Source organism: Mesorhizobium sp. M0761 (assembly GCF_040320205.1).
Classification (GTDB): domain Bacteria; phylum Pseudomonadota; class Alphaproteobacteria; order Rhizobiales; family Rhizobiaceae; genus Mesorhizobium.
Map to the genome: position 1 here is coordinate 436,986 of NZ_JAMYPF010000002.1, position 24,660 is coordinate 461,645.

Consider the following 24,660-nt stretch of genomic DNA (forward strand, 5'->3'; position numbering starts at 1 on the left):
GTTTCCATGCACGGCAACAGATTTCGGTATAACATCCTGACAGCGCTGCTGCTCGCTCCGGCTACAGCGTGGCTGGTGGTGTTTCTGGTGTTGCCGTTCATCGCCATGGCCGTGTTCAGCGTCGGCGAGCGGGCGCCGGAGGGCGGCTATCAGGCCGCCTTCACGCTGGCGCAGTATGCCAATCTTCCGGCGCGGGCGACTGCTTTCTGGAACACGACGATGCTGGCGCCGGTGGGCGCGCTTGCCTGCCTGCTCGTCGCCTACCCGGTTGCCTACTATCTCGCCCTGAAGGCGCCGCAACGCTGGCGGCTGATCCTGCTGGCGCTCGTCGTCATTCCCTTTTGGACCAGCCTTTTGATGCGCACCTACGCCTGGATGTACATTCTGGGCGGACGCGGCATTCCCGCACTGCTGGCCTTTGTCGGCATCGAGGATGTCAGGCTGATCAACACGCCGGGCGCCGTTCTGCTCGGCATTGTCTACGGCTATTTGCCCCTGATGATCCTGCCGATCTATGTCAGTCTCGAGCGGCTCGACCGAAGGCTGCTGGAAGCCTCCGCCGATCTCGGCGCGACCCCGCTCTCAACCTTTCTGGGGGTGACGCTGAAGCTGTCGCTGCCGGGCGTCATGACCGGCTTCTCACTGGTCATGATCCTGCTGCTTGGAGAATACCTGATCCCGACGCTGCTTGGCGGCGGCAAGGTGTTCTTCATAGGCAATGCGCTGGTCGACCTGTTCCTGCAGTCGCGCAACTGGCCGTTCGGATCGGCCATCGCCATCACGCTGGTGGCGGTTTCGGTGATGGTGCTGATCGCGGCAAACCGTATCTCGACACGGGTGTCGGGCGCCCGCAGGGTGGATCTGATCTGATGCGCGCCTTCGTCACCGCCGTCTTCGCCTTTCTCTATCTGCCGATCGCGCTGGTCGTGCTGTTCTCCTTCAACGCCGGCCGCCATGCTAGCGAGTTCACCGGCTTTTCGGTGCAGTGGTACGGCACGGCGCTGTCGAACCCGTTCCTGATCGAGGCGCTGAAGAACAGCCTGTTCATCGCCACCACCAGCGCGCTTCTGGCGGCGGTGTGCGGCACGGCAGCAGCGCTCGGCCTGGCGCGGGTCGGGCCCAGAACCCGCGCCGTCTTCGACGCGCTGATGGGTGCCGCGATCGTCGTTCCCGGCGTCGTCATCGGCATCTCGACGCTTGTCGCGCTGGTCCAGCTGTTTGGCGTGCTCAACCCGTTCCTCGCCTCGATCTGGCCAAACGACCAGCCGCCGCGCCTGTCGCTCGGCTATGGATCGATCATTGCCGCGCATGGCCTGTTTTCGATGGCGCTGGTGACGATGATCGTCGGCACGCGTCTCGCCAGCCTCGACCGCAACCTGGTCGAGGCCTCGAGCGATCTCTACGCCACGCCGCTGACGACGTTTCGCTCGATCGTGCTGCCGCAGATCATGCCGGCGGTGATCGCCGGCTTCCTGCTCGCCTTCACCTTCTCCTTCGACGATTTCATCGTCGCCTTCTTCGTCGCCGGCGCGCAGACGACGCTGCCGATCTATGTCTTCGCCTCGATCCGGCGCGGCGTGACGCCGGAAATCAACGCCATCGCCACCATCGTGCTCGTCGCCTCGGTTCTTCTGGTGGTGCTTGCCCAATGGCAGCTGCGCCAGCGCCAGCCGTCAAACTGAACAAGCCATCCAGCTGAAAGACAAATTCATGATCCTTAGAGACCGCATCGCCGTGGTGACGGGCGCCGGTTCCGGCATCGGCCGCGCCGGCGCCATGATCATGGCCAGCGAAGGCGCTGTGGTGGTCATCGCCGACCGGGATAAGACCAGCGGCGAGACGACAGCGGCGGACATCCGGGCAGTGGGCGGGCAGGCCGAGGCGATTGTCACCGACGTCTCTGACGACGCGGCGGTCGGGCAGCTCATCACAGGCACGCTCGGCAAGTATGGCCGCATCGACATCCTGCACAATCACGCCGGCATCCAGGTCGGCGGCACGCTGACCGAGGTCGAGGTCGATGGCATGGATGCGTCCTGGCGCATCAATGTACGGGCGCAGTTCCTGGCCGCGCGGCTGGCCATGCCGGCGATGGTCGCGCAAGGCGGCGGCGTCATCCTCAACACGGCTTCGAATTCGGGCGTCTTCTACGACCGCGAGATGATCGCCTATGCCACGTCCAAACATGCGGTGGTGGCGATGACCAGACAGATGTCGCTCGACTATGCCCGCCACAATGTGCGCGTCAACGCGCTCTGCCCGGGCTGGGTCGACACGCCTTTCAACGAGCCGTTCATCGCCCAGATGGGCGGACGCGAGGCGATCGAAACCTATGTCCGCACCAAGATTCCGATGGGCCGCTGGGCGAGCGCCGAAGAGATCGCAGAAGCGATCCTGTTCCTCGTCTCGGACCGCTCATCCTTCATGACCGGCCAGGCGCTGGTGATCGACGGCGGCGAAAGCATCGGCTGATCTAGAGCAATTCCAGGAAAAGTGTGTAACGGTTTTCCGTCCGGAATTGCGAAAAACAAATAAGGGCAGCCGGATAGGAGGGTTCCCGCCTCTGGCTCAATCGCCGGCTGCCCGTCCTCCCTTGCCTTCATGCCGCATTTCGTCCAATAGAACGACGCAAACGCTGCGAAACCGAAGGTTTTGCCGTTTGGAAGTGCGGCTTCCGGCCTCGTTGCCGACGCGCCGCAATCGGAAAGAGCAGGACAATGTCTGCGATCGAAGCCGGCGCTCGTGCGCCGGAAAATCTTTGGCGTCAGGGCAGCCAGCCATAAGGAGAATGGTTCCAATGCTCATGCAGCCAGTATCGTGCGACTTTTTCTGGGATACGTGGGAACGCGCCTCTCACACGTGCTCACCACTCTTCAAAAGGAGTTGCCACCGCGCCGCTTGATTCGAATCTTGGTGCTAGGTGTGCTGGAACGGTCCATTATCCGACGTGGTCACCATCTTTTGCATTCGCAGTTGCAGAGCCCGAGGTGAAACTATTGTCGAAGTGATTGAGAAAAGTTTCGATAAGATGGCCGTGGTAATAGCCATAGGCGATAACAGAAACCTTTTGATCTTTAGAAGGATATATATTAAATTTAAGCCGATCATCCGAAACCGTGGTTTTAAACCATGCCTTTTTTGCCCATGCATCAGCTTTATGCGTGTAATAATCTCCAACCTTCTCCCAGGTTTCGATTTTACCTTTTGCTTCCTTCTGGGCGATCCTTGAATCAAAATCCTCAAGAAGTTTCTTCGCAGATGCAGTAAAGAAATATACGGCCATCTAAAGCCTCCCTTGTTGATGATTTAGCGCAAATGGTAATGAATTAGTTCTCATGCAAGGGTGCTGAGCTTCATTTGGGGGGAGGCCCACGCAGTTTCGAAATGAACGCGGTTGATGAGTATCCATGGCTGGCTCAATCGCCGGCTGCCCGTCTTCCCTTGCCTTCATGCCGCATTTCGTCCAATAGAACGACGCAAACGCTGCGAAACCGAAGGTTTTGCCGTTTGGAAGTGCGGCTTCCGGCCTCGTTGCCGACGCGCCGCAATCGGAAAGAGCAGGACAATGTCTGCGATCGAAGCCGGCGCTCGTGCGCCGGAAAATCTTTGGCGTCAGGAAATCAGGGCGACGCTGGCGCTGGCCTGGCCGATGGTGCTCACCAATCTCGGCCAGACCGCGATGACCGCCACAGACGTCATGATGATGGGTCGTCTGGGCGCGGACACGCTGGCCAGCGGCGCGCTCGGCGCCAACCTCTATTTCATGCCGCTGATCTTCGGCCTCGGCCTGATGCTGGCGACCTCGCCGATGATCGCCACCGAGCTTGGCCGCCGCCGCTATTCGGTGCGCGATTTGCGCCGCACCGTGCGGCAAGGGCTGTGGCTGGCGATCCTGATCTCGATCCCGATCTGGATGGTGCTGTGGCATGGCGAGGCCATTCTGCTGGCCATGGGCCAGGAGCCGGCGCTCGCCCACCAGGCCGGCATCTATCTGCGCTGGCTGGAATGGGCGGTGCTGCCGTTCTACGGCTATATCGTGCTGCGTTCCTTCATCTCGGCGCTGGAGCGGCCAGGCTGGGCGTTGGTCATCGTTTTCGTCGCCGTTGCCTGCAACGCCTTTTTCAACTGGGTGTTCATGTTCGGCAATCTCGGCGTCACCTCAATGGGCATTGCCGGTTCGGGGCTGGCGACCACGCTGTCGAGCACGCTGATGTTCTGCGGCCTGGCAGCCGTGGTGATGCTGGAGAAGAAGTTCCGCCGCTACCGCCTGTTCGGCCGCTTCTGGCGCTCCGACTGGCCGCGCTTCAAGGGTCTGCTGCGGCTCGGCATGCCGATCGCCGGCATCCTCGCCTTCGAGGTGACGATCTTCAACGCCGCAGCCCTGCTGATGGGCCTGATCGATGCGGATTCGCTCGCCGCGCACGCCATCGCCATCCAGATCGCCTCGATCTCCTTCATGGTGCCGCTCGGTCTCAACCAGGCCGTCACCGTGCGCGTCGGGCTGGCCCACGGCGCCGGCAATCCGGCAGGCGTTTCGCGCGCCGGCTGGACCGCCTTCGTCATCGGCGTCTCGTCCATGGCTCTGATGGCGCTGGTGATGGTGCTGTGGCCGCATCTGTTGATCAGCGCCTTCATCGACATGACCGATCCGGCGAACGCCAGGGTGATCGCGCTGGCCGTGTCGTTCCTGGCCTTTGCCGCGCTGTTTCAGATCTTCGACGGCGCGCAGGCCGTTGCCGCCGGCATGCTGCGCGGCCTGCACGACACCAAGCTGCCGATGATCTATGCCGCGATCGGCTATTGGGGCATCGGCCTGCCGCTCGGCGTGCTGCTCGCCTTCCATTTCGGCCTGCACGGCGTCGGCATCTGGGTCGGCCTGGCGTCAGGTCTGGCCGTGGTGGCGGTGCTGCTGCTCGCGCGCTGGCTGCGGCGGGACCGCATCGCACCGCCACTTGTCTTCAGGCACTGAACACAAAAAGCGGACCGTCCAGTTTTGGATGGAGGACTATCGCTGGAGCTGCCGTTAGCTACTGACCTAACCTACGCGCTTGCGACCTATCGGCCCAAGCCTCTCCCATAGTCAGAGCCGATAATGTAGATTGTCGCATCGGGAAAGGTGATGCGACACTCATTTGGACAATTCGAACTTGATGAAGCTGCCCGCAAGCTGTCACTAGGCGGCGTTAGGCAGAAGATTCAGCCGCTTGTCTTTGATCTGCTGGTGTACCTAGTGCGCAATGCCGGCCGGGTGGTCCCCAAAGACGAACTGATGGACACCCTCTGGCCGAATGTCATCGTGACGGAAGCATCGCTTCAGCGGGTCGTCAGCCTCACCCGAAAGGTGCTTGCAGCAGGCGGGTTGCAGGATGCAATCCACAGCTACGTTCGCCACGGCTATCGCTTCGCCATCGATGAACCGGGACTGGGTTACGTGCGGCCCGCGTCGTTGCAAGGCGATGACCAGCTTGCCGACGCCCGCAGGCTGGCCGCGGCACGCGATTGGAGCGCGGCTGCAAAACTTTTCGCCCATTTGGCGGCCACTGAAGATCTGTCTCCTGCCGATGTCGATCTTTGGGCGCTGGTCGTCGAATGTGGTGGGCGACCGACCGAGGCTATCCCTGTGCTGGCCCGCGCGGTGGCGGCTCATGTCGACTCCGGCGACTTGGCCCGCGCCGCCAGATCCGCCGTCACACTTGCAAAAATACAGGCCGAGCGCGGATCCGGCTCCGTCGCAGAGGGATGGCTGGAGCGTGCTGCGTCGCTTCTGTCTCAGTCGCCAGACGATAGTACGCAAGCCTATCTGCTTTGGATGAAGTCGCGCCTGGCATCTTCTGGCGGCCACCCCGAGGAAGCGCTGCAACTGGCGTCAGCTGCTTACGCGATAGCTGAACATTGCGACGATCCCGGCCTGCGAGCTCTGACACTGACATACAAGGGATTTTTCAATCTCGCCCTTGGCAAGATCGACGAGGGCAGCGAGCAGCAGAACCATGCGGCGGCCATCGCTTTGTCGAGCCAGGTCGACCCGATCACCGGCAGTCTGGTTTACTGCAATATCCTGTGGAGCTGCAGGACATACGCCGATTGGCCCCGTGCTCGCCAGTGGAGCGAAGGCTTCGAAAGCTGGTGCACCGCAAGTTTTGCGCAGACCTCGGGCGCGTGCGACCTTCACCGAGCCGAAGTGGTGGCGGCACAGCAGATATTGCCTGAAGCCCTGACCTGCATAAACGAAGCGCTTCCGAAACTCTCCGCGGAGGAATCCTGGTCGCTCGGCGAAGGCTTCCGTGTCCGCGGCGATATCTTCGCGATGATCGGCGACCTCGCATCGGCGCGCGCCGACTACGACCAGGCTTATGCACTGGGCTGGGACGCGGAGCCGGGCAATGCCGTGCTTTTGTCCGAAACAGGCGATCTGGACGGGGCGCTTGCTGCACTCGACAGGGCTCTGCAAGGGATGTCGTGGTTCCATCTGCAGCGGCGCGGAAACCTGCTGGTGAATGCGGCCTGCATTGCAGCGCGCGGCGGGCGCCCAGCCCAGGCGTCGATCTATCTCGACGAAATCGATGCGCAGCCTGAACGCTGGCGGCAACCGGCAACGCAAGCATTGATAGCCGAAACCAAGGCCGCACTTTGCGAGCCAGGCGACCCGAACGGACATCGGCTTCTGCTATTGGCCCGCCAGCTCTGGACCAGTGCAGGCGTCGAGTATCACGCGGCAAGGGTCCGGCTGCAGCTCGCCAGTGCCTTGTTGAGTTCCGGCGACATCAGCGGAGCGAAAGTGGAGATCACCGCAGCTGAGAGATCGGCCCGCCAGCTGGGATCACGGCGCCTGGAAGAGAAAGCCGCAACGCTCAGCCATAGCTTTTCGCGCGATAGCCAGCCGCTTGTCGATGGCTCTACGCAGGAACTCACCCTCTGACGAGTTTATCAGCGGTGACAGCGAAAGATCAGCCAGAGATCAGGTCCCGGTAAGGACGATCGGTCCCCCTAGAGGTAATTTTCCCCAGCCAGGCAGACACGCCTGCGATCAATGGCGCCGCGAAGAAGCTGGCGCGAAATCGAAAGGGAAAGATCATGAACCTGTTTGTCATCCGCCGCCCCAGCGCTTGGGCATCTCTGCAGGAACTCGAAGCCGCCGGCGCCAAATCGGCAAAGGTCGCCAAGGAACAGATGTCGGGCACGGTCAGCTGGATCCGCAGCTATGTCGTGCACGAACCCGACGGGCGCATCGGCACCTTCTGCATCTACGAGGCGAAAGACGGCGATGCCATCCGGGATCACGCCAAGCGCGTCGGCATGCCCGGTGAGGAATTCTACCCGATCCTCGACACGGTCATCCTTCGCAACGATCCGATGACGGCCGCGGCCTGACGACCTCCAGTCGCTGCCTCGCGTGATCAAAGCGGGGCAGCGTCATCCAACCAGCAAGCAATGAACAGACGCGCTCGGGGCGGCATGCCGCTTCCCAGCGCTGCAATTCCCCACGTATGGAGAAACTAATGTTTAACTACCTGAAACGCGTTTCGATCGGTCTGAGAGCACGCAGGGCCGAGAGGGCCTTGCAGGAACTGCCTGACCACATCCTGAAGGACATAGGCATTCGCCGCGGTGCGATCTCCTATGCCGTTCGTGAGCACTTCAAGGACCGTCTTGTCTGAGTGCCAGCGAATTGGAAACCAGGGACATGGAACTTCTGATAAACATGGCGAACATCATGTATGTGATCGCCTACTTCACGCTGGACATTTTGCGGCTGAGGATTCTCACCACAGCCGCTGCGATCTGTCTTGCCGTGTATTTCTACAGCCAGCCGGCGCCACTCATGAACGTCGTCGGCTGGAACGTTTTCTTTGTCCTTCTGAATCTGGTCCAGATCGGCCGTATTCTGAAGTCTCGCTATGCAAAGTTGCCTGGGTCCGCTCAACTCCCGTCCGACGACATCGCGCCGAGCAGCCTGCGTATATCGCCAAATCGCGCGATCGAGCCGAACACCAGTGCCGCCACCGCGACGAAGAACACCGACACCGAAGCCATGGTCGGTGTGTAGCCGTAGCGCAGCGCGTTGAAGATCTTGATCGGCAGCGTCTCGGTGGTGAAGCCGATCGTCATGTAGGCGACGATGTATTCGTTGAGCGACAAGACGAAGGCGAAGGCGTAGCCCGAGACGAGGTAGGGCAGGATCAGCGGCAGCACCACGGTTTTCAGCACCGTGCGGTCGTTGGCGCCCATGGTGGCGGCGGCCTCGACCAGCGAGCGGTCGATCGAGGCAAAGCCCAGCGACAGCGTCACCAGCGGCAGCGTCACGAAGAAAATGGCGTGGCTGATGATGGCGGTGAAGAACTGGCCGAACAGCCCGACCGTCGCCCAGAAGGAGAGGAAGCCGAGCGCGGTGATGACCGGCGGCAGGATGAAGGGGGCAAGCCCCAGCACCTGGAAGATGTTTGCCCAGGGCGCGATGCGCCGCCACAAGAACCAGGCCAGCGGCAGCGCCACCGCAACGGCAATCGCCGCCGAACAGACGGCCAGCGTCACCGAATGGATCAGCGCCAGCCGCCATTCCGGATCGGTGAAGATCTGGGCGTACCAGGCGAGCGAGAAACCGACCGGCGGGAAGCTGAGTTCCTGCCGCGAGTTGACCGAAACCCCGGCCACCACGATCAGTGGCGCCGCCAGGAACAAAGCGACGATGGTGAAATAGACACGGCGCAGCAAGGTCGCGGTCATAGTGCATTCTCGCGGCGTCCGACGAGCAGCGTCAATCCGACCAGCGCCAGCGAGATCAGCACCAGGAACACCGCCATTGCGGCCGCGAACGGCATGTTGGACTGGTAGATCGCCTGGTCGGTAATCAACACCGACAGCGTCCAGTGTTGAGGCCGTCCCAGAATCTGCGGCAAAAGATACGAGCCGAGGGCGAACACGAAGACCATGATCAGCGTCGCCACGATGGTGTTGCGGAGCGCCGGCGCGACGACGTTGAAGAAGGCGCGGATCGGCGAGGCGCCGAGCGTGCGCGCTGCCTCGAGCAATGTCGGGTCGAGGCGCACGAGGGCGGGGTACAGCACCAGGATCGTATAGGGCAGCGCCTGGTAGACCATGCCGGTCAGCACCGCGCCAAAGGTCGGCAGCAGCGCCACCGGCTTGTCCATCAGCCCGATCGCCACGAACAAATTGGTGATGCCGGCGGTGCGCGAAAACAGCGTCGACCAGGCAAAGCCGATAATGACTTCCGACAGCGACAGCACCGACAGGAGGCCGACCAGCCACAGCGTCTGCACGCGGCGCGGCCGACGGGTCAAAAGGTAGGTGAAGGGGAAGGCGATGGCGACGCAGCAGACGGCGACCAGCACCGCCAGCATTAGCGAAAAGCCGAGCACGCCGCCGAAGAACACCGACAGGAAGCGGGCGTAATTGTCGAACACGAAATCCGGCGTGTAGAAACCGGACGGGTTGCGCTTGAAGAAGCTCACCGCGATCATCGTCGAGAAGGGCACGACGAAGAAGACTATCAGCATCAGCGCCGGAAAGAACAGTGGCGTATAGTCGGCTATGGACTTCGGGGCTTCGCGTCTCATGCGCCGAGCACCACGCAGCTTGCCGGTGGCAGCGTGACCCCGACTTTGGCGCCGACCGGCACGTCATGCCGCTCGCGCGGCGTCGTCACCGCAATGATGCTGGTGCCGCCGACGTCGACGAAGGTCTCGATGGTGCCGCCGAGATCGCGAACGAAGCTCACCTCTCCGGTAATGGCCGAGCCGCCGGGGCTGCCCAGATGCACGTCCTCCGGGCGGACCGAAACAGACGCTTTGGTCTGACCCGCCGGCATGGCAAGACCTGGAATGGCTGTGCCCAGAATGGTGGTACGCCCGGTGCTGTCGATCTCGGCCGGCAGCAGATTGGTGATGCCGATGAAGTCGGCGACGAAGGCGTCGGCCGGCTTGCGGTAGATCTCGATCGGCGGCGCCGCCTGCAGGATTCTGCCGTGGCCCATGACGACGACCAGGTCGGCCATGGTCATGGCTTCGCGCTGGTCGTGGGTGACGACGATGGTGGTGATGCCCAACCGCTGCTGCAACTGGCGCAGTTCCACCTGCATGGCCTCGCGCAATTTGGCGTCGAGCGCCGACAGCGGCTCGTCGAGCAGGAACAGTTTCGGCGACAGCGCCAAGGCCCGCGCAATTGCCACGCGCTGGCGCTGACCGCCCGACAGTTTGGCCACCGGACGGTCGGCAAAGCCGGTCAGATGGATGAGGCCCAGCAACTCGTCGACGCGTTTCTTCTGCTCCTCCTTCGAGGCGCCGCGAATGCGCAGCGCATAGGCGATGTTGTCGCCGACGGAGAGATGCGGAAACAGCGCCAGCGACTGGAACACCATGCCGAGATTGCGCTTGTGCGTCGGCAAAGGCGTGATGTCCTCGCCGTCGAGCACGATGGCGCCGCTGGTCGGCTCCTCCAGTCCGGCAATCATGCGCAGCAGCGTGGTCTTGCCGCAGCCCGACGGGCCGAGCAGACACACGAACGTGCCATGCGGCACGTTGAGCTGGACATTGTCGACGGCGGCGAAATTGCCGAATTTTTTGGTGATGCTGTTGATGTCTAGTCCGGACATGCTCATCCCTCTCAGGCTGTGCGCTGGAGCAATTCCAGGAAAAGTGTGTAACGGTTTTCCGTCCGGAATTGCCTAGAAGCAAGAAGTTGAAGCAGGTCGCCGTTTGAATGAAACGGTGAACTGCTCCAACTGGCCGCCGGAAGAAATCCGGCGGCCGATCAGTTTTCAAGCGGATCGAACGGCTCAGCCGACGATCAGCTCGGTCCACTTCTGGTTGATCCAGTCGGCCTTCGACGTATAGAGGTCGTAGCGCGGGATGATCGGATCGATATCCGACGACACAGCGGCGAACTCTTCCGGCTTGAGGTCGAGCACCTCTTTCTTCAGTGTCGGCGTGGTGCCGACCTTGCGCGACATCAGGCCCTGCATCGACGGCTGGGTCATATAGTCGATGAAGGCATGTGCCTCGTCGACCTTGGTCGAGGCGCGCGACAGCACCCAATTGCCGGAATCCTGGATGCCGCCTTCCTTCGGGAAGGTCGAGCGGACATGGAAACCGTCTGCGGCCGCGAGCCCGGTAACGTCGTGATAATACTGGCCCATCGGGATCTCGCCCGACTTCAGCGCCTGCTCGAACTGCGCCTCGTCGCGGTACCAGAGGCGAACATTCGGCTTGAGCTCGGCGAGCTTTTCGAACGCCTTGTTCAGGCCTTCCTCGGTGTCGAGCGCATTGGTGCCGCCCATGAAGGTCTTGGCCGTCACTTCGAGCAGGAACGAGTTGGAGGCAAGCGCCAGAAGACCGAGCTTGTCCTCATTGGCCTTGTCCCACAGCGCATCCCACGAGGTCGGCGCATCCTTGTAGACGTCGGTGTTGGAGACCAGCGTGATCCACCAGGCGACGGCGCCGATGCCGGCAACGCGGCCATCCGGGTATTTGTTGATGAAGCGCGGCAACAGGTCGTTGTAGTGCTTGAACTTCGACGTATCGAGCGGCGTCCACAATTCGGTCGACTGGCCCTTCAGCGTCGAGGTCTGCGACATCATCGAAAGATCGGCCGGCGCCTGGCCGGCCTTGGACGCCTGTTCGAGCTGCACCAGCCAGGCTTCGCCGGTCGGCTCGGCGACCGATTCCACGGCAATGCCGGTGGCCTTGGTGAAGTCGGGGAAGACGTGCTCGTCGAAGGATTTCTTGAAGTAGCCGCCATAGACGCCGACCTTCAGCGACTTGTCCTGCGCGCGCAGGATCGACGGCATGGCGAGCACGCCGGCTGTTGCGAGGCCCGCGCCAAGCACGCCGCGCCGTGTCATGGATTTTCCGATCAGTCTGTTCATCCGATTGCTCCTCAGTTGATGCCGGCCATGCCGGCAGGTTCCCTTCACGCACTGTCGCCGCCTGGCGTCAGTGGGCCGCCGCTCGTTGTTCGAGCGTACGGGCGTATTGCGTCAGTGGAAAGCACATGACGAAGAAGATCAGCGCCACCAGCGCGTAGACCTTGAACGGCTCGAAAGTGGCGTTGTTGATGGCGTTGGAAGTCCTGACCAGCTCCTCGAAGCCGATGATCGAGGTCAGCGCCGTCGATTTGATCAATTGCACCAGGAAGCCGACGATCGGCGCCCTTGTGATCGAGAAGGCCTGCGGCAGGATGATGAGCCTCAGCTCCTGCAGACGGTGCAGGCCGAGACTGGCGCCGGCATCCCACTGTCCGCGCGGCAGCGCATCGACGCCGCTGCGCCATATCTCGGCGAGATAGGCGCTGGCAAAGAAGGTCAGGCCGAGCACGGCGGCCGTCCACGGCTCGATGCGCAGGCCCAGCATCGGCAGGCCGAAGAACATCAGGAACAGCTGCATCAGAAGCGGCGTTCCCTGGAACAGCGCGATGTAGCCGGAGGCGATGCGCCGGCTCCATTTAGTCTCTGAGATGCGGAAGAACAGCACGATCAGCCCAACCAGCGCGCCGCCGACGAAGGCGGCCAGCGACAGAAGCACCGTCCAGCGCGCGGCGAGCAAAAGGTTGCGAACGATGTCCCAGAAGGTGAATTCGATCATGACACGCCGGCTCCCAGAACGCGGCGTCCGCCCGTGACCAGCAGCCGGCGCAAGGCCATCGACAAAGCGAGATAGACCAAGGTCACGACGAAATAGGTCTCGAAGGAACGGAAGGTGCGCGCCTGCAGCATGTCGGCCTCATAGGTCAGCTCGCGCACCGCGATCTGCGACACAACGGCGGACTCCAGCATCATGATGACGATCTGGCTGGTCAGTGCCGGGTAGATCACCTTCAGCGCCTGCGGCAGCACGATCTTGATGAACACCTGGCGTGGCCGAAGCCCGAGTGCAAGCGCGGCTTCCGTCTGTCCGCCGGGCACGGCATCGAGGCCGGCGCCGACGATTTCAATGGTGTAGGCCGCCATGTTGAGCGTCATTGCCAGCATGGCGGCCAGGATCGGATCGAGCCTTATGCCGAGGCTGGGCAGGCCGAAGAAGATGAAGAACAGCTGCACCAGGAACGGCGTGTTACGCATCACCTCCACATAGACCGCGATGGCGCGCTTCACGAATACCGGGCCGTTGCGCCGGCCGGCAGCGCCGAGGATGCTGAGCAGCGTACCCACCAGCGTGGTCACGACGATCAACAGGATCGTCGTGAGCGCGCCGCGCGCGATGTCGCCCACAGCACCTGGGAGCCAGGCAAAGGCCACGGGAACTCAATCCTTGAGGTTGTCGGGATTGAGCGGCGTCTTCAGCCAAGCCTTCGAGCTCTCGTCGAGCTTGCCGTCGGCGAGCATCTTGGCAACCGCATCATTGACCGTCGTCTTCAGCCGGTCCTCTTTCTTGTTGAGGCCGATATGCGAAGGCGAGGTCAAAAGCTGGAACTTCTGCTCCGGCTTCAGCGCGTCCTGCTTGGCCAGCACCTGCGCGCCGACATCATTGCCGACCACCATCAGCTGCGTCTGGCCGGAGATGAAGGCCTGGATGACGGAGTTGTAGTTGTCGAAGCGCTTGATGTCGGCCGATGCCGGCGCCGCCTAGGTCAGCGACGTATCCTCCAGCGTGCCGCGATTTACGGCGATCGACTTGTCGGCAAGGTCTTCCTTGCCTTTGACGGAGAGCGCCGCCGGACCGATGACGGCGATGTAATAGGGCGCGTAGGCGGCGGCGAAATCGATCACCTCCTCGCGCTCCTTGGAATAGCCGACGCTCATCAGGATATCGACGCGCTTGTCGGTGAGATACGGGATGCGGTTCTGGCCGGTGACGCTGACTAGATTGAGCTTCACCTTGAGTGAATCGGCGATCGCCTGCGCGACGTCGACGTCATAGCCCTTGATGCTCATATCGGCGCTGGCCGAGGAGAAGGGCGGAAAGTCGGAGAAGATGCCGACATTGATGGCGCCGGCCTTGGTGATGTCGTCGACGGCGTCGGCATGGGCCTGGGAGGCGAAGCCGAGGCCGGCGAGCATCAGCGCGGCGGCGATGGTTGATTTCATTTGGATTGTCATTGGTATTCCCCTTCTGGAAGCTTGTTTGTTTTGGAAACGGCCGCCGGCTCCAGCGCGGCGGCCGCCTTTGCGTGTGAAATCCGTCAGGCCCCCTTGCCGGTGATCGCCGGGCTGAACACCATCAGGCTCAGGATCTCGAACAGGACCTGGGCGCCGACATGGGCGGTGTTGGTGGTCGCGTCATATTGCGGCGCCACCTCGACGACATCGCCGCCGACAATGTTGAGACCTTTCAAGCCGCGCAGCAGTTCGAGCACCTCGCGCGTCGTCAGGCCGCCTATTTCCGGCGTGCCGGTACCCGGCGCGAAGGCCGGATCGACACTGTCGACGTCGAAGGAAATGTAGGTCGGGCCGTCGCCGACTATTCTGCGCGCCTTCTCGATGATGGCCGGGATGCCGAGACCCGTCACCTCTTCGGCATGCACGACCGTCATGCCGGATTCATAGGTGAACTCCCACAGATACTCCGCCGAGCCGCGGATGCCGATCTGGATAGTGCGGGTCGGGTCGAGCACGCCGTCCAGCACCGCGTTGCGGAACGGTCCGCCATGATGGAACTTGGTCATGTCGAACAGCCCGCTTGTGTCGCAATGGGCGTCGATATGGATCATGCCGACCGGCGCCTTTTTGCCGACCGCCTTCAGGATCGGATGGCTGATCGAGTGGTCGCCCCCGACCGAAAGCGGCAGCACGCCGGCATCGACGATCTGGTTGGTGCGGCGCTCGATGTCTTCGTGGCTGACCTCCAGCCGGTAGCGGCTGCGGAACGGCGTATCGCCGATGTCGGCGACGCGCAGCTCATGCGTCGGCGCGCATTCCAGCACATGATTGTAAGGGCCGATGCGCTCGATGGCGCGCAGCGCCCTTGGCCCGAAGCGCGAGCCGGGCCGGTTGGTGACGCCGAGATCCATCGGCACGCCGATGATCGCCACCTGCAAATCGCCGAAATCCGGATTGTCGGCAGCGATTTCACGGTAGGGCGCGGCGAGGAAGGTCGGGATGCCGGCATAGGGCGCGAGTCGGGTGCCGCTCTTGGAGAAGATCTTGTCGGCGACCTTGCGGAACTTCGGGTCGAACATCTCGCCGCCATGGCTCTCGCCATACTTGCGGCGCAAGGCTTCCAGCTTGCCTCTGTCATAACCCATGTCGGTCTCCTCCTGCGGGCTGATGCATGCGGCCGTGGCGACATCTGCGAACTGACCATCATCCGGCCGGGTCGCTGTCCCGCTGGCTGCCTGTAGATTTCACGTCATTGATGCTGTTGACCTGCCAAAGTGTCCGGCAGCCGCATTGAAAAATCAATTGATATTGTTACGGTGCTGATTGTGAGAAAATCTCACAGAGTATCCGGTTGCTCATGGCCAAGCGTCTGCCCCCCTTGAATCCCCTGCGCGCCTTCGAGGCGACGGCGCGGCATGCCTCGCTGACCAAGGCGGCGAGTGAGCTCAACGTCACCCACGGCGCGATCAGCCACCAGATCAAGGCGCTCGAGCAATCACTCGGCGTAAAACTGTTCGAACGCACCGGACAGCGGGTAAAGCTCACCCCGCACGGCGCCGAACTGCTGCCGGCGGTCTCGACCGCCTTCGACGGCATCGCCGCCGCCACCCAGCGCATGACCAGGCCAGCCAGCGCCGGTACGCTGTCGGTCTCCTGCGTGCCGGCGCTGCTGCTTCTGTGGATGACGCCGCGGCTCGGCAGCTTCATGGCGCAATATCCTGATATCAGGTTGACGCTGATCCCGTCCAACGACCCCAAGGACATCCGCGCCCCACAGGTCGATGTCTGCGTGCTCTATGGCGACGGCAGCTGGACCGATTGCTGGATGCGCAAATGGTCGGGCCTCGAACTGTTCCCGGTGGTCAGCCCGACGCTGATCAACAACCGGCCGCTCCGCATCTGCCGGGATCTTGCTGGCCATGTCATCCTGCATGGCGATGATGGCCGCGAATGGCACACCTGGCTGGCCGCCGCCGACGGGCTCGACCTCGAACGCGGCCGCCGTCACCATCTCGGCGACGCCCGCACGGCCATCGAAGCCGCGGTTCACGGACATGGCGTGGCGCTCGGCGATTCCGTCACCGCCAGCATGCTGCTCGCCAGGGGCCTGCTGGTGGCGCCGTTCAGCCTGTCGGTGCCGGCGGTCGACGATTTCTACGTCGTTTGCCGCAACGAGATGCGTTCAGCGCCGATCGTACAGCTGTTCGTCGACTGGCTGTTCGCCGAAAAGGAACAGGCCGACAGCCGCGCCGACGCGCCGGTGGCTGGCCGCATCGGCAGCCGCCGGAAGCGTCCGGCGCTGCGGGTGGTGGGCGCCAAGAGTTGAGGCTGGACCGGAGCGACTGCTTTTTGTCGGGCCAGCCCGGAAAGCGGGAAGCGCTTTCAAAAATTCAATGCTACTAAGCTCTTGCCAGGCAATTCCAGGAAACGAGTGCGGCGGTTTTCCGTCCGGAATTGCGTAAGACAGACGTGAGCAGCGAAGGCGACGGCAGGACATGGCAAGAACCGATATAGCGCGGCGCGTCTACAACCACACCTGGAAGCTGGACCCGATCGTCCGCAGCCTGCTCGACACCGATTTCTACAAGCTTCTGATGCTGCAGATGATCTGGGGCATGTACCCCAAGGTCGACGCCACCTTTTCGCTGATCAACCGCACCACCTCGGTGCGCCTGGCCGACGACATCGACGAAGGCGAATTGCGCGACCAGCTCGACCATGCCCGCACGCTGCGCTTCTCCAAAAAGGAGATGATCTGGCTTGGCGGTAACAATTTCTATGGCCGCAAGCAGATCTTCGAGCCGGAATTCCTCGCCTGGCTGGAAGGTTTTCGGCTGCCCGACTACGAGCTCTCCAAGCGCGACGGGCAGTACGAGCTCTCCTTCAGTGGCCCCTGGATGTACACTACGCTGTGGGAAATCCCGGCGCTGGCGATCATCAATGAGCTTCGCTCCCGCGCCGCCATGCGCGCCTTCGGTCCCTTCGCGCTTGACGTGCTCTATGCACGCGCCAAGGGGAAGATGTGGGCCAAGACCGAACGCTTGAAGGCGCTGCCCGGCATCCGCATCTCCGATTTCGGCACCCGCCGCCGCCATTCCTTCCTGTGGCAGCGCTGGTGCGTCGAGGCGCTCAAAGAAGGTATTGGCGAAGCCTTCACCGGCACCTCCAACGTGCTGCTGGCCATGGACAACGACCTCGAAGCGCTCGGCACCAACGCGCATGAACTGCCGATGGTTTTTGCCGCCCTTGCCAAGTCGGAAAAGGAATTGAAGGAATCGCCCTACAAGGTGCTGCAGGACTGGCAGCGTTATTATGGCGGCAACCTGCTGATCGTGCTGCCCGACGCTTTCGGCACCGCATCCTTCCTGCGCGACGCGCCGGACTGGGTCGCCGACTGGACCGGCTTCCGCCCCGACAGTGCGCCGCCGATCGAAGGCGGCGAAAAAATCATCGACTGGTGGCGCGAGAAGGGCAAGGACCCCAGGCAGAAGCTGCTGATCTTCTCCGACGGGCTCGAGGTCGAGACCATCGAGGAGACCTACAGGCACTTCAAGGGCAAGGTGCGCATGTCCTTCGGCTGGGGCACCAACCTCACCAACGATTTCGAAGGCTGCGCGCCGACCGAAACCAACAGCCTGGATGCGATATCGCTGGTCTGTAAGGTGACGGAGGCCAATGGCCGGCCGGCGGTGAAGCTGTCGGACAATCCGGCGAAAGCGACGGGCGACAAGAAGGAGATCGAGCGCTATCTCCGGATTTTTGGGGCGAAGGACCGCGTGGAGCAGCTGGTCAAGGTTTGAGGGTCGGCGGGTGCCTTGCTGGACGAAATGGAAATCGCGATAGCGTGAGTTCCCGCCCACCCCCCTCTGTCCTGCCGGACATCTCCCCCGCAAGGGGGGAGATTGGCAGCGTCGAGTACCGCGCCTCTTTCTTTACCCTTGAAAGTTGGCGAAAGCCCCGGCGACATCCAATCTCCCCCCTTGCGGGGGAGATGGCCGGCAGGCCAGAGGGGGGTGTGAAGGATCGCATCAGGCTGACATATGTCGCCTGCTCCCCCACCCTCACACTCCTCCCCAACCCTGCCTTCGCCCACGCCTCCGACCGCGGCCACGTCCTCCTCCTGCCCACCGGCTACTACATCGCCGGCGGCGCGCTCGCCGTCGCCCTCAGCTTCCTCGTCCTCGCCCTGCTGCCACCCGCAACCCTCGACCGCTTCTGGCGCCGCCGCCTGCCGCTCTTCCCATTCGCCGACACCGCCCGCACAATCATCAGCCTCATCTCCTTTGCCGGCTTCGCAACCCTCGTCGCCGCCGGCCTGTTCGGCAGCCGCGACCCGCTCTCCAATCCGCTGCCCCTGATCATCTGGACGCTGCTCTGGGTCGGCCTTGCCATCGCCCAAGGCCTGTTCGGCGATCTCTGGTCGTGGCTGAATCCATGGTATGGCCCGTGGCGGATCGTAAGCCGCCTGTTCAAGCTTCGTGGCGGTGAGGGACAGAAATCGCGTTTGCCTTCATGGCTCGGCCGCTGGCCGGCCGTTATCCTGTTCTTCGCCTTCGCCTGGTTCGAACTGATCTACCCGGCGCCCGACGACCCGGCGCGGCTTGCCTATGTCGCTGGCCTCTACTGGTTGCTTACCTTCATCGCCATGCTCGCCTTTGGCTACCGCGATTGGAGCCGGCGCGGCGAATTCCTGACGATCTTTTTCGCCATGGTGGCTCGTTTCGCCATCGTCGAGCGCGATGAACACGGTCGCCTCGCTCTCTGCTGGCCGGGCTCAAAACTGCTCGGCGCAGCGCCCCTGCCGGCAAGCGGTATGGCCGTCCTGCTGCTCAGCCTGTCATCGGTGTCCTTCGACGGCCTGTCGAAAACCTTCTTCTGGCTCGGCCTGTCCGGCATCAACCCGCTGGAATATCCCGGCCGCACCGCGCTCATCGGCATTAGCAGCTTCGGCCTCGTGCTGACCTTCGTTCTGCTGGCGGCGGCATTCCTGCTGGCCGTCATCCTCGGCCAGCGCCTCGCCGGCAGCCGACATTCCCTCCGCGAGGCCGCCGGGCTGCTGGTGTGGTCGATCGTGCCGATCGCGCTCGCCTATCATGTCGCGCACTATCTGACGGCGCTGCTGGTCGACGGCCAGTATGCGATCGCCGCTCTGTCCGACCCGTTCGCGCTGGGATGGAACCTGTTCGGCGCCGCCGACATGCAGATCGAGGCCGGCATCGTCGCCGGGGCCCACTCCGCCTGGTGGCTGTGGAACCTGCAGGCCGGCATCATCATCGCCGGGCACATGCTGGCGGTGCTCGTTGCCCATGGACTGGCCTGGCGACTGCACCAGGTGCCATCGCGCGCCGCCCTCAGCCAGTTGCCGCTCACCATGCTGATGATTGCCTACACCATCTTCGGCCTGTGGTTGCTTGCCACGCCGACGGCCGGATGAGACAAGCTGATCAACATGCGTTTGCGGAAAGCCCGCTTGCAAGCTCTGTGCTTTGGTGATTTAGTTTGTACACATGCAATTTCTGCCCCTCCTGCAAGGGAGTGGCCTTGCCTCGTTACAGACAGTCAAAACTCAAAAACAGGGGAACTGCCGTGACTGACAAGAATGGGTTTTTCGATCTCTCCAAATCCACCCTTAGCCGCCGCACCGCGCTGAAAGGTCTCGCCGCCGGCGCCGGGCTGACGCTCGCGCCCGGCTTCGTCCGCTACAGCCAGGCGCAGAGTTCAGCGCCAATCAAGATCGGCTTCCAGTCGCACCGCACCGGCATCGGCGCCGCCTATGGCCGCTGGTACGAAAAGACCAGTGCCGCCGCTGTCAAGGCGATCAACGATGCCGGCGGCATCAACGGCCGGCCGGTCGAACTGGTGATCGAGGATGACGGCACCGATCCCGGCCGTGGCGCCGAAGTGGTCGGCAAGTTCGCCACCCAGCACAAGACCGACATCGTCTTCGGCACGCTGTTCTCGCATGTCGTGATCGGCTCGGCGCCGGCCGCCGGCGAAAACAAGATCCCTTATTTCGTCGTCAGCGAAGGCCACCATGTCGCTTCGACCAAGCTCAACCGCTACGTCTTCCAGCCCGGCATCACCGATGTGAAGAGCCAGATCCAGTCGATGGCGCCATGGATCGCGGCCAATGCCGGCAAGAAGGTGACGCAGATCTTCCCGGATTTCGCCTTCGGCTACGACCATCGCGACTACCTGCCGCCGGCGCTGAAGGCGCAAGGCGCCGAGGTCATCGCCCAGATCGCCATCCCGCCGACAGAGTCGTCTTTCACGAAATACTTCCCGCAGATACCCGCCGAGACCGAAGTCATCTACCACGTGATGGTCGGCCCGGCCGTGCTCACCTTCGTCAAGGAACTCGGCGAGTTCTACGGCTCCAACCGGCCGCAGCTGTTCGGCTTCATCGATTCGCTCGAAGCCACCGACATCAACAGCCCCGGCCTCGAATTCCTGGACGGCAGCCATTTCTGGGAAGGCTCGCCGCGCTATGCCCAGGCCAATGACTCGGCCGCGCAGAAAGCCTACCGCGCCGCCGTCGGCATCGACGAAAATGGCGCTGCCGTTGGCGACCCCAAGGACGTCTCCACCGCCGCCCACATGTTCGGCTGCTGGGAGACGCTCTATGTCGTCAAGAAGGCGATGGAAGACGCCGGCTACAAGGGCCCGGAAGACCGCGCCAAGCTGGTCGAGGCGACCGAGGCGCTGACCGAATTCGCCGAAGGGCCGGAGCATCCGCAGGGGCCGAAGACCTTCAACGGCAAGATCCACCAGTGTTTTGGCATCCAGAACATCTCCAAGGTCGAAGGTGGCAAGCTGAATGTCGTCCACAAGACCAAGATCGAGGACGGGCTTTACGAGGCCGAAGGGGATTATACGACGCAGGCGCTGTGAGGCGCCTTACCCTCCCCCTTGTGGGGAGGGTCGGCACGCAAGCTTCGGCCTTTTGCGAAGCTTGCGAGACGGGGTGGGGGTCGCGCCGGGCCGGGCCCAACCCCCCCCCCCCCCCGGGGCGGGCCCCCCCCCCCCCCCGGGGGGGGGGGGGGGGCGCCCCCCCCTCCCCCTCTCTCCTGCCTCGGCCCCCGTGGGGGGGGGGGGGTCGCGACGGCCCGTGCCCAACCCCCACCCGACCGCTGCGCGGTCACCCTCCCCACAAGGGGAGGGTAAGGGCGCCCTGAATGCATTTCGGACCCCATCTCCTCCTCGCCGCCCTCGAAGGCCTTGTCACCTCCGCCGTGTTGGCGCTGACGGCGCTTGGGCTGTCGCTGGTGTTCGGCGTCATGCGCGTCGTCAACGTCGCCCATGGCGAGTTCTTCATGCTGGGCGCGGTGCTGGCCTGGGCGATCTCGACGGCGATACCCGGCCATCCCACGCTCGGCTTCCTGGCGGCGCTGGTGATTGCGCCGCTGATTGTCGGCGCCATTGCGCTGGTAGCCGAGCGGCTTGTGCTGCGGCGGCTCAATTACAATCCGGAAGCCACCATCGTCGCCACGATCGGCATGCTCTACATCATCCAGCAGCTGGCGTTGAGCTTCTATGGCCCGGAAGCCCGCCCGGTGGAGCCGCCCTTCAGCTACCGCATCCTTTTGCCCTGGTTCGGCTATTCCGGCTACAAGCTGTCGATCATTGCCGCTTCGGCCCTTCTGCTCATCGCCACCTGGCTGGTGCTGACGCGCACCAAGATCGGCCTCATCATGCGCGCCACCCAATATGACAGCGAGACGGCGCAGGCCTTCGGCATTCCGGTCGACCGCGTCTATGCCGGCGTCTTCGGGCTCGGCGCCATGCTGGCGGCCATCGCCGCCGTGCTGATCGTGCCGATCAGTCAGGCGCATTATCTGATGGGACAGGACCCGCTGCTGTTGTCCTTCATCGTCGTCATCATCGGCGGCCTCGGCTCGCTGCGCGGCACCGTCGTCGCCGCCGTGCTGATCGGCCTGTCCGACGGCATCATCTCGGTGTTCTTTTCGCCGACTTTGGCCAAGATCATCGCCACGCTGCTGGTGGCCATGGTGCTGGTATTCCGGCCGCAGGGCCTGTTCGGGCAGGCGTCGCGATGAGCGAAGCTTCGCCGGCAAAAGCCTATGCATTGCATCTCGGCGTCATCGCGCTACTGTTTGCGCTGAGCTTCGTCCTGCCCGACTACCATCATGGCCTGCTGGCCCGAATCATGGTGCTGGCGGTGTTCGCCATGGGCTACAACATGCTGTTCGGCTATGTCGGCCTGCTCAGCCTCGGCCACGCCATGTTCTTCGCCGCCGGGCTCTATGGCGCTGGTCTCGCGGTCATCCATCTCGGCTGGAGCGTGCCTTTGGCTTTCCTCGCCGGCATCGCCTGCGGCGCGCTGCTGGCACTGGTGATCGGCCTGCTGGCGCTGCGCACCACCGGCGTCGCCTTCATGATCGTCACCATGATGTTCGCGCAGGTGTTTTACCTCGTCATCCTCTATTTCGCCGCCTGGACCGGCGGCGACCAGGGTCTGGTCGTGCCGCAGCCGGCGCGGGTTCTGGCCTTCGGCGCGACATCGCTCGACCTAACCAACCCGACCGTGCGCTACATGAGCGCGCTGGCGCTGTTCTCGGTCGTGCTGCTGATCACCCTCGCCATCGTCCGCTCCCGCTATGGCCGCGTGCTGGTCGCGGTGCGCGAGAACGAGGAGCGCACGAAAATGCTGGGCTACGACACCTTCTCCAACAAGCTGATCGCCGTCGTCGTCTCCGGCACCATCTGCGCCGCCTCGGGTGCGGCCTATGCGCTGCTGTTCGGCTATGTCGGCTCGAGCTTTGCCTCGGTGCAGTATTCCATCCTGCCGCTGCTCTGGGTGCTGCTCGGCGGCGCCGCCACGACGCTGGGCGCGCTGCTCGGCACGGTGTTCATGTACTATGTCATCGACACCGCCAGCGGCTACACCTCCGCCTATCTCCTGATCGTCGGTATTGCGCTCATCCTGCTGGTGCTGTTTTTCCCCAAAGGCATTCTGGGCACCATCCGCCAGCGCTGGCTCGGGTGGCTCCCATGATGCCGTTGCTGACCACCAAAGGCCTGGCGCGCAGTTTCGGCGGCCTGCGCGCCGTCGATGGTGTCGATTTTCAGCTGATGCCGGGCGAGATCCGCGCCGTCATCGGCCCCAATGGCGCCGGCAAAACCACCTTCGTCAGCCTGGTCAGCGGCCGCATTCAGCCATCGTCCGGCATGATCGTCTTCGACGGCGCCGACATCACCAGCCAGCCGGCCTATCTCAGGGTGCGCCGGGGCATCGCCTACACCTTCCAGATCACCAGCGTCTTCGCCAACCTCTCTGCCTACGATAATGTCGCGTTGCCGGTGCAGCGCACGCTGACCGATGGCCGCTCGAAAGGTGCGGTGCGCACCGGCGTCATGGCCGCGCTGGAACGCACCGGACTTGCCGGCCGCGCCCATATGCCGGCCGGCCAGCTTTCCTACGGCCACCAGCGCCTGCTGGAAGTCGCGATGGGCCTGGCGCTTAAGCCGCGGCTTTTGATCCTCGACGAGCCGACGCAGGGGCTGGCCGACAGCGAGATCGACAATTTCATCGGACTGGTGCGCGAGATTGCCAAGAGCGCCACCGTGCTCCTGATCGAGCACAACATGCCGGTCGTCATGCAGCTGGCCGACCGCATCACCGTCTTCAACGCCGGCAGGATCCTGGCCGAAGGCACGCCCGAACAGGTTCGCGCCAACACACAGGTGCAGGAAGCCTATCTGGGGACGGCGCCATGAGCGAAGCCCCCAAGACTGAGGCCCACGAGACTGAAGCGTTGACCATCTCCAGGCTCGATTGCTTCTATGGCGAGGTCCAGGTGCTCTACGAGCTTGATCTCGTGCTCAACAAGGGCGAGGTGCTGTGCCTGTTCGGTCGCAACGGCGCCGGCAAGACGACGGCGCTGAAAGCGATCATGGGGCTGGTTCCGTCGAGCGCCGGCTCGATCCGGCTCGCCGGCAAGGAGTTGACCGGCCTGCCGGCGCATGAGGTGCCCAAGGCCGGCGTCGCCTATGTACCGCAAGGCAGGCGGCTGTTCGCCGAGATGACGGTGGCGGAAAACATCGAGATCGGTCTGATGGCGCGCGGCAAGGGCAGAGCGACGCGCGAAAGCGTGCTCGATCTCTTCCCGCTGCTGCGCCAGCGGCTGCGCCAGCGCTCCGGCACTTTGTCCGGCGGCGAGCAGCAGATGCTGGCCATGGCCCGTGCGCTTTGCCTTGAGCCGCAGGTGCTGTTGCTAGACGAGCCGACGGAGGGGCTGATGCCGTCGATGATCGCCAAGATCCGCGAGACGGTGGTGAAGCTGCGTGAGCTAGGTGTCTCCACCATTCTGGTCGAACAGCGCGTCGACGCCGTGCTGTCCGTCGCCGACCGCGTCTGCTTCATCGAAAACGGCCGTAACCGCGAGACGGTGGATGTCGAACAGCTTCGCGCCGATCCGTCGGCGGTGCGCCGATATGTGGGCGTCGGCTAAGATTACCCTCCCCCTTGTGGGGGTCCGAAGGACGGGCGAGACCCGTGGCTCGCCCCGACAAGTGGCTGCGAAGCAGCCGGGTGGGGGCGGCACCTACCCCCACCCGGACCTTCGGTCCGACCTCCCCACACGGGGTAG

23 protein-coding genes and 1 pseudogene are annotated in these 24,660 nt (G+C 63.3%); 15 read left to right on the forward strand and 9 right to left on the reverse strand.

The features are described from left to right. Positions 1–6 precede the first annotated feature (6 nt). From NKI32_RS05090 to NKI32_RS05100, 3 genes are read left to right on the forward strand one after another with little or no spacing between them, the layout of a single operon-like run. Positions 7–870 (forward strand): ABC transporter permease, encoded by an 864-nt coding sequence (locus NKI32_RS05090; RefSeq protein WP_353002129.1) that lies wholly within the window; start codon positions 7–9, stop codon positions 868–870. Next, positions 870–1,682, forward strand: coding sequence for an ABC transporter permease (locus NKI32_RS05095; RefSeq protein WP_353002130.1), 813 nt, complete (start codon positions 870–872; stop codon positions 1,680–1,682). Before NKI32_RS05090 ends, NKI32_RS05095 begins: the two co-directional genes overlap by 1 nt. Before the next feature lie 28 nt (positions 1,683–1,710). Further along, positions 1,711–2,472: an SDR family NAD(P)-dependent oxidoreductase gene (locus NKI32_RS05100; protein WP_353002131.1), complete on the forward strand. Its 762-nt coding sequence runs from the start codon at positions 1,711–1,713 to the stop codon at positions 2,470–2,472. A gap of 466 nt (positions 2,473–2,938) precedes the next feature. Here NKI32_RS05100 and NKI32_RS05105 read toward each other — a convergent pair whose 3' ends face one another. Then, positions 2,939–3,283, reverse strand: a complete 345-nt coding sequence (locus NKI32_RS05105) for a hypothetical protein (protein ID WP_353002132.1) — start codon at positions 3,281–3,283, stop codon at positions 2,939–2,941. Positions 3,284–3,565: 282 nt separating this feature from the next. On the opposite strand from NKI32_RS05105, the gene NKI32_RS05110 reads away from it, so the two are divergent. The 4 genes from NKI32_RS05110 to NKI32_RS05125 all read left to right on the forward strand — a co-directional run bounded on the left by NKI32_RS05110 (position 3,566) and on the right by NKI32_RS05125 (position 7,658). Next, positions 3,566–4,969: an MATE family efflux transporter gene (locus NKI32_RS05110; protein ID WP_353002133.1), complete on the forward strand. Its 1,404-nt coding sequence runs from the start codon at positions 3,566–3,568 to the stop codon at positions 4,967–4,969. Positions 4,970–5,119: 150 nt separating this feature from the next. Beyond that, positions 5,120–6,919, forward strand: coding sequence for a winged helix-turn-helix domain-containing protein (locus NKI32_RS05115; protein ID WP_353002134.1), 1,800 nt, complete (start codon positions 5,120–5,122; stop codon positions 6,917–6,919). Positions 6,920–7,074: 155 nt separating this feature from the next. Further along, positions 7,075–7,371 carry a nickel-binding protein gene (locus NKI32_RS05120; RefSeq protein WP_353002135.1) on the forward strand — a complete coding sequence of 99 codons (297 nt, stop codon included), beginning with the start codon at positions 7,075–7,077 and terminating at the stop codon, positions 7,369–7,371. A gap of 128 nt (positions 7,372–7,499) precedes the next feature. Next, the gene (locus tag NKI32_RS05125; RefSeq protein WP_352497006.1) at positions 7,500–7,658 is read left to right on the forward strand and encodes a DUF1127 domain-containing protein; all 159 of its coding nucleotides are present in this window, start codon (positions 7,500–7,502) and stop codon (positions 7,656–7,658) included. Positions 7,659–7,920: 262 nt separating this feature from the next. Here NKI32_RS05125 and NKI32_RS05130 read toward each other — a convergent pair whose 3' ends face one another. The 8 genes and pseudogenes from NKI32_RS05130 to speB form a co-directional block, all read right to left on the reverse strand. Then, positions 7,921–8,724, reverse strand: a complete 804-nt coding sequence (locus NKI32_RS05130) for an ABC transporter permease (RefSeq protein WP_023693105.1) — start codon at positions 8,722–8,724, stop codon at positions 7,921–7,923. Further along, positions 8,721–9,575 (reverse strand): ABC transporter permease, encoded by an 855-nt coding sequence (locus NKI32_RS05135; RefSeq protein ID WP_023732672.1) that lies wholly within the window; start codon positions 9,573–9,575, stop codon positions 8,721–8,723. The genes NKI32_RS05130 and NKI32_RS05135 overlap by 4 nt, the downstream gene beginning before the upstream one ends. Next, complete coding sequence (locus NKI32_RS05140) at positions 9,572–10,609, reverse strand: ABC transporter ATP-binding protein (protein ID WP_353002136.1); 1,038 nt, start codon at positions 10,607–10,609, stop codon at positions 9,572–9,574. The genes NKI32_RS05135 and NKI32_RS05140 overlap by 4 nt, the downstream gene beginning before the upstream one ends. A gap of 183 nt (positions 10,610–10,792) precedes the next feature. After that, positions 10,793–11,881, reverse strand: coding sequence for an ABC transporter substrate-binding protein (locus NKI32_RS05145; protein ID WP_502897902.1), 1,089 nt, complete (start codon positions 11,879–11,881; stop codon positions 10,793–10,795). A gap of 67 nt (positions 11,882–11,948) precedes the next feature. Next, positions 11,949–12,596 carry an amino acid ABC transporter permease gene (locus NKI32_RS05150; protein ID WP_353002138.1) on the reverse strand — a complete coding sequence of 216 codons (648 nt, stop codon included), beginning with the start codon at positions 12,594–12,596 and terminating at the stop codon, positions 11,949–11,951. Beyond that, positions 12,593–13,249: an amino acid ABC transporter permease gene (locus NKI32_RS05155; RefSeq protein ID WP_353002140.1), complete on the reverse strand. Its 657-nt coding sequence runs from the start codon at positions 13,247–13,249 to the stop codon at positions 12,593–12,595. Before NKI32_RS05155 ends, NKI32_RS05150 begins: the two co-directional genes overlap by 4 nt. 6 nt (positions 13,250–13,255) lie before the next feature. Further along, positions 13,256–14,050: pseudogene (locus NKI32_RS05160) on the reverse strand (transporter substrate-binding domain-containing protein). Positions 14,051–14,133: 83 nt separating this feature from the next. Beyond that, on the reverse strand, positions 14,134–15,195 hold the full coding sequence (speB, locus tag NKI32_RS05165; RefSeq protein WP_023714542.1) for an agmatinase: 1,062 nt from the start codon (positions 15,193–15,195) through the stop codon (positions 14,134–14,136). Between the two features lie 212 nt (positions 15,196–15,407). Here speB and gcvA point away from each other — a divergent pair, with 212 nt between their 5' ends. The 8 genes from gcvA (at position 15,408) to NKI32_RS05205 (ending at position 24,522) form a co-directional block, all read left to right on the forward strand. Then, positions 15,408–16,376: a transcriptional regulator GcvA gene (gcvA, locus tag NKI32_RS05170; RefSeq protein WP_023671280.1), complete on the forward strand. Its 969-nt coding sequence runs from the start codon at positions 15,408–15,410 to the stop codon at positions 16,374–16,376. A 169-nt stretch (positions 16,377–16,545) separates the two neighbouring features. Continuing rightward, positions 16,546–17,850: a nicotinate phosphoribosyltransferase gene (gene pncB / locus NKI32_RS05175; protein ID WP_023683568.1), complete on the forward strand. Its 1,305-nt coding sequence runs from the start codon at positions 16,546–16,548 to the stop codon at positions 17,848–17,850. A gap of 191 nt (positions 17,851–18,041) precedes the next feature. Continuing rightward, positions 18,042–19,484: a hypothetical protein gene (locus tag NKI32_RS05180; RefSeq protein ID WP_353002141.1), complete on the forward strand. Its 1,443-nt coding sequence runs from the start codon at positions 18,042–18,044 to the stop codon at positions 19,482–19,484. A 152-nt stretch (positions 19,485–19,636) separates the two neighbouring features. Further along, positions 19,637–20,941 (forward strand): ABC transporter substrate-binding protein, encoded by a 1,305-nt coding sequence (locus tag NKI32_RS05185; RefSeq protein WP_023689191.1) that lies wholly within the window; start codon positions 19,637–19,639, stop codon positions 20,939–20,941. A 284-nt stretch (positions 20,942–21,225) separates the two neighbouring features. Further along, entirely contained in the window at positions 21,226–22,107 is an 882-nt protein-coding gene (locus NKI32_RS05190; RefSeq protein WP_023671284.1) for a branched-chain amino acid ABC transporter permease, read from the forward strand. Beyond that, on the forward strand, positions 22,104–23,066 hold the full coding sequence (locus NKI32_RS05195) for a branched-chain amino acid ABC transporter permease (protein ID WP_023689192.1): 963 nt from the start codon (positions 22,104–22,106) through the stop codon (positions 23,064–23,066). Before NKI32_RS05190 ends, NKI32_RS05195 begins: the two co-directional genes overlap by 4 nt. Next, complete coding sequence (locus NKI32_RS05200) at positions 23,063–23,788, forward strand: ABC transporter ATP-binding protein (protein ID WP_023693111.1); 726 nt, start codon at positions 23,063–23,065, stop codon at positions 23,786–23,788. Before NKI32_RS05195 ends, NKI32_RS05200 begins: the two co-directional genes overlap by 4 nt. Further along, positions 23,785–24,522: an ABC transporter ATP-binding protein gene (locus tag NKI32_RS05205; RefSeq protein WP_023707773.1), complete on the forward strand. Its 738-nt coding sequence runs from the start codon at positions 23,785–23,787 to the stop codon at positions 24,520–24,522. The genes NKI32_RS05200 and NKI32_RS05205 overlap by 4 nt, the downstream gene beginning before the upstream one ends. The last annotated feature ends 138 nt before the right edge of the window (positions 24,523–24,660 follow it).

Excerpts from the sequence above, each read along its gene's own strand:
- NKI32_RS05090 (WP_353002129.1), top strand. The coding sequence starts at position 7 with ATGCACGGCAACAGATTTCGGTATAACATCCTGACAGCGCTGCTGCTC.
- NKI32_RS05095 (WP_353002130.1), top strand. The coding sequence starts at position 870 with ATGCGCGCCTTCGTCACCGCCGTCTTCGCCTTTCTCTATCTGCCGATC.
- NKI32_RS05100 (WP_353002131.1), top strand. The coding sequence starts at position 1,711 with ATGATCCTTAGAGACCGCATCGCCGTGGTGACGGGCGCCGGTTCCGGC.
- NKI32_RS05105 (WP_353002132.1), bottom strand. The coding sequence starts at position 3,283 with ATGGCCGTATATTTCTTTACTGCATCTGCGAAGAAACTTCTTGAGGAT.
- NKI32_RS05110 (WP_353002133.1), top strand. The coding sequence starts at position 3,566 with ATGTCTGCGATCGAAGCCGGCGCTCGTGCGCCGGAAAATCTTTGGCGT.
- NKI32_RS05115 (WP_353002134.1), top strand. The coding sequence starts at position 5,120 with ATGCGACACTCATTTGGACAATTCGAACTTGATGAAGCTGCCCGCAAG.
- NKI32_RS05120 (WP_353002135.1), top strand. The coding sequence starts at position 7,075 with ATGAACCTGTTTGTCATCCGCCGCCCCAGCGCTTGGGCATCTCTGCAG.
- NKI32_RS05125 (WP_352497006.1), top strand. The coding sequence starts at position 7,500 with ATGTTTAACTACCTGAAACGCGTTTCGATCGGTCTGAGAGCACGCAGG.
- NKI32_RS05130 (WP_023693105.1), bottom strand. The coding sequence starts at position 8,724 with ATGACCGCGACCTTGCTGCGCCGTGTCTATTTCACCATCGTCGCTTTG.
- NKI32_RS05135 (WP_023732672.1), bottom strand. The coding sequence starts at position 9,575 with ATGAGACGCGAAGCCCCGAAGTCCATAGCCGACTATACGCCACTGTTC.
- NKI32_RS05140 (WP_353002136.1), bottom strand. The coding sequence starts at position 10,609 with ATGTCCGGACTAGACATCAACAGCATCACCAAAAAATTCGGCAATTTC.
- NKI32_RS05145 (WP_502897902.1), bottom strand. The coding sequence starts at position 11,881 with ATGAACAGACTGATCGGAAAATCCATGACACGGCGCGGCGTGCTTGGC.
- NKI32_RS05150 (WP_353002138.1), bottom strand. The coding sequence starts at position 12,596 with ATGATCGAATTCACCTTCTGGGACATCGTTCGCAACCTTTTGCTCGCC.
- speB (WP_023714542.1), bottom strand. The coding sequence starts at position 15,195 with ATGGGTTATGACAGAGGCAAGCTGGAAGCCTTGCGCCGCAAGTATGGC.
- gcvA (WP_023671280.1), top strand. The coding sequence starts at position 15,408 with ATGGCCAAGCGTCTGCCCCCCTTGAATCCCCTGCGCGCCTTCGAGGCG.
- pncB (WP_023683568.1), top strand. The coding sequence starts at position 16,546 with ATGGCAAGAACCGATATAGCGCGGCGCGTCTACAACCACACCTGGAAG.
- NKI32_RS05180 (WP_353002141.1), top strand. The coding sequence starts at position 18,042 with ATGGCCGGCAGGCCAGAGGGGGGTGTGAAGGATCGCATCAGGCTGACA.
- NKI32_RS05190 (WP_023671284.1), top strand. The coding sequence starts at position 21,226 with ATGCATTTCGGACCCCATCTCCTCCTCGCCGCCCTCGAAGGCCTTGTC.
- NKI32_RS05195 (WP_023689192.1), top strand. The coding sequence starts at position 22,104 with ATGAGCGAAGCTTCGCCGGCAAAAGCCTATGCATTGCATCTCGGCGTC.
- NKI32_RS05200 (WP_023693111.1), top strand. The coding sequence starts at position 23,063 with ATGATGCCGTTGCTGACCACCAAAGGCCTGGCGCGCAGTTTCGGCGGC.
- NKI32_RS05205 (WP_023707773.1), top strand. The coding sequence starts at position 23,785 with ATGAGCGAAGCCCCCAAGACTGAGGCCCACGAGACTGAAGCGTTGACC.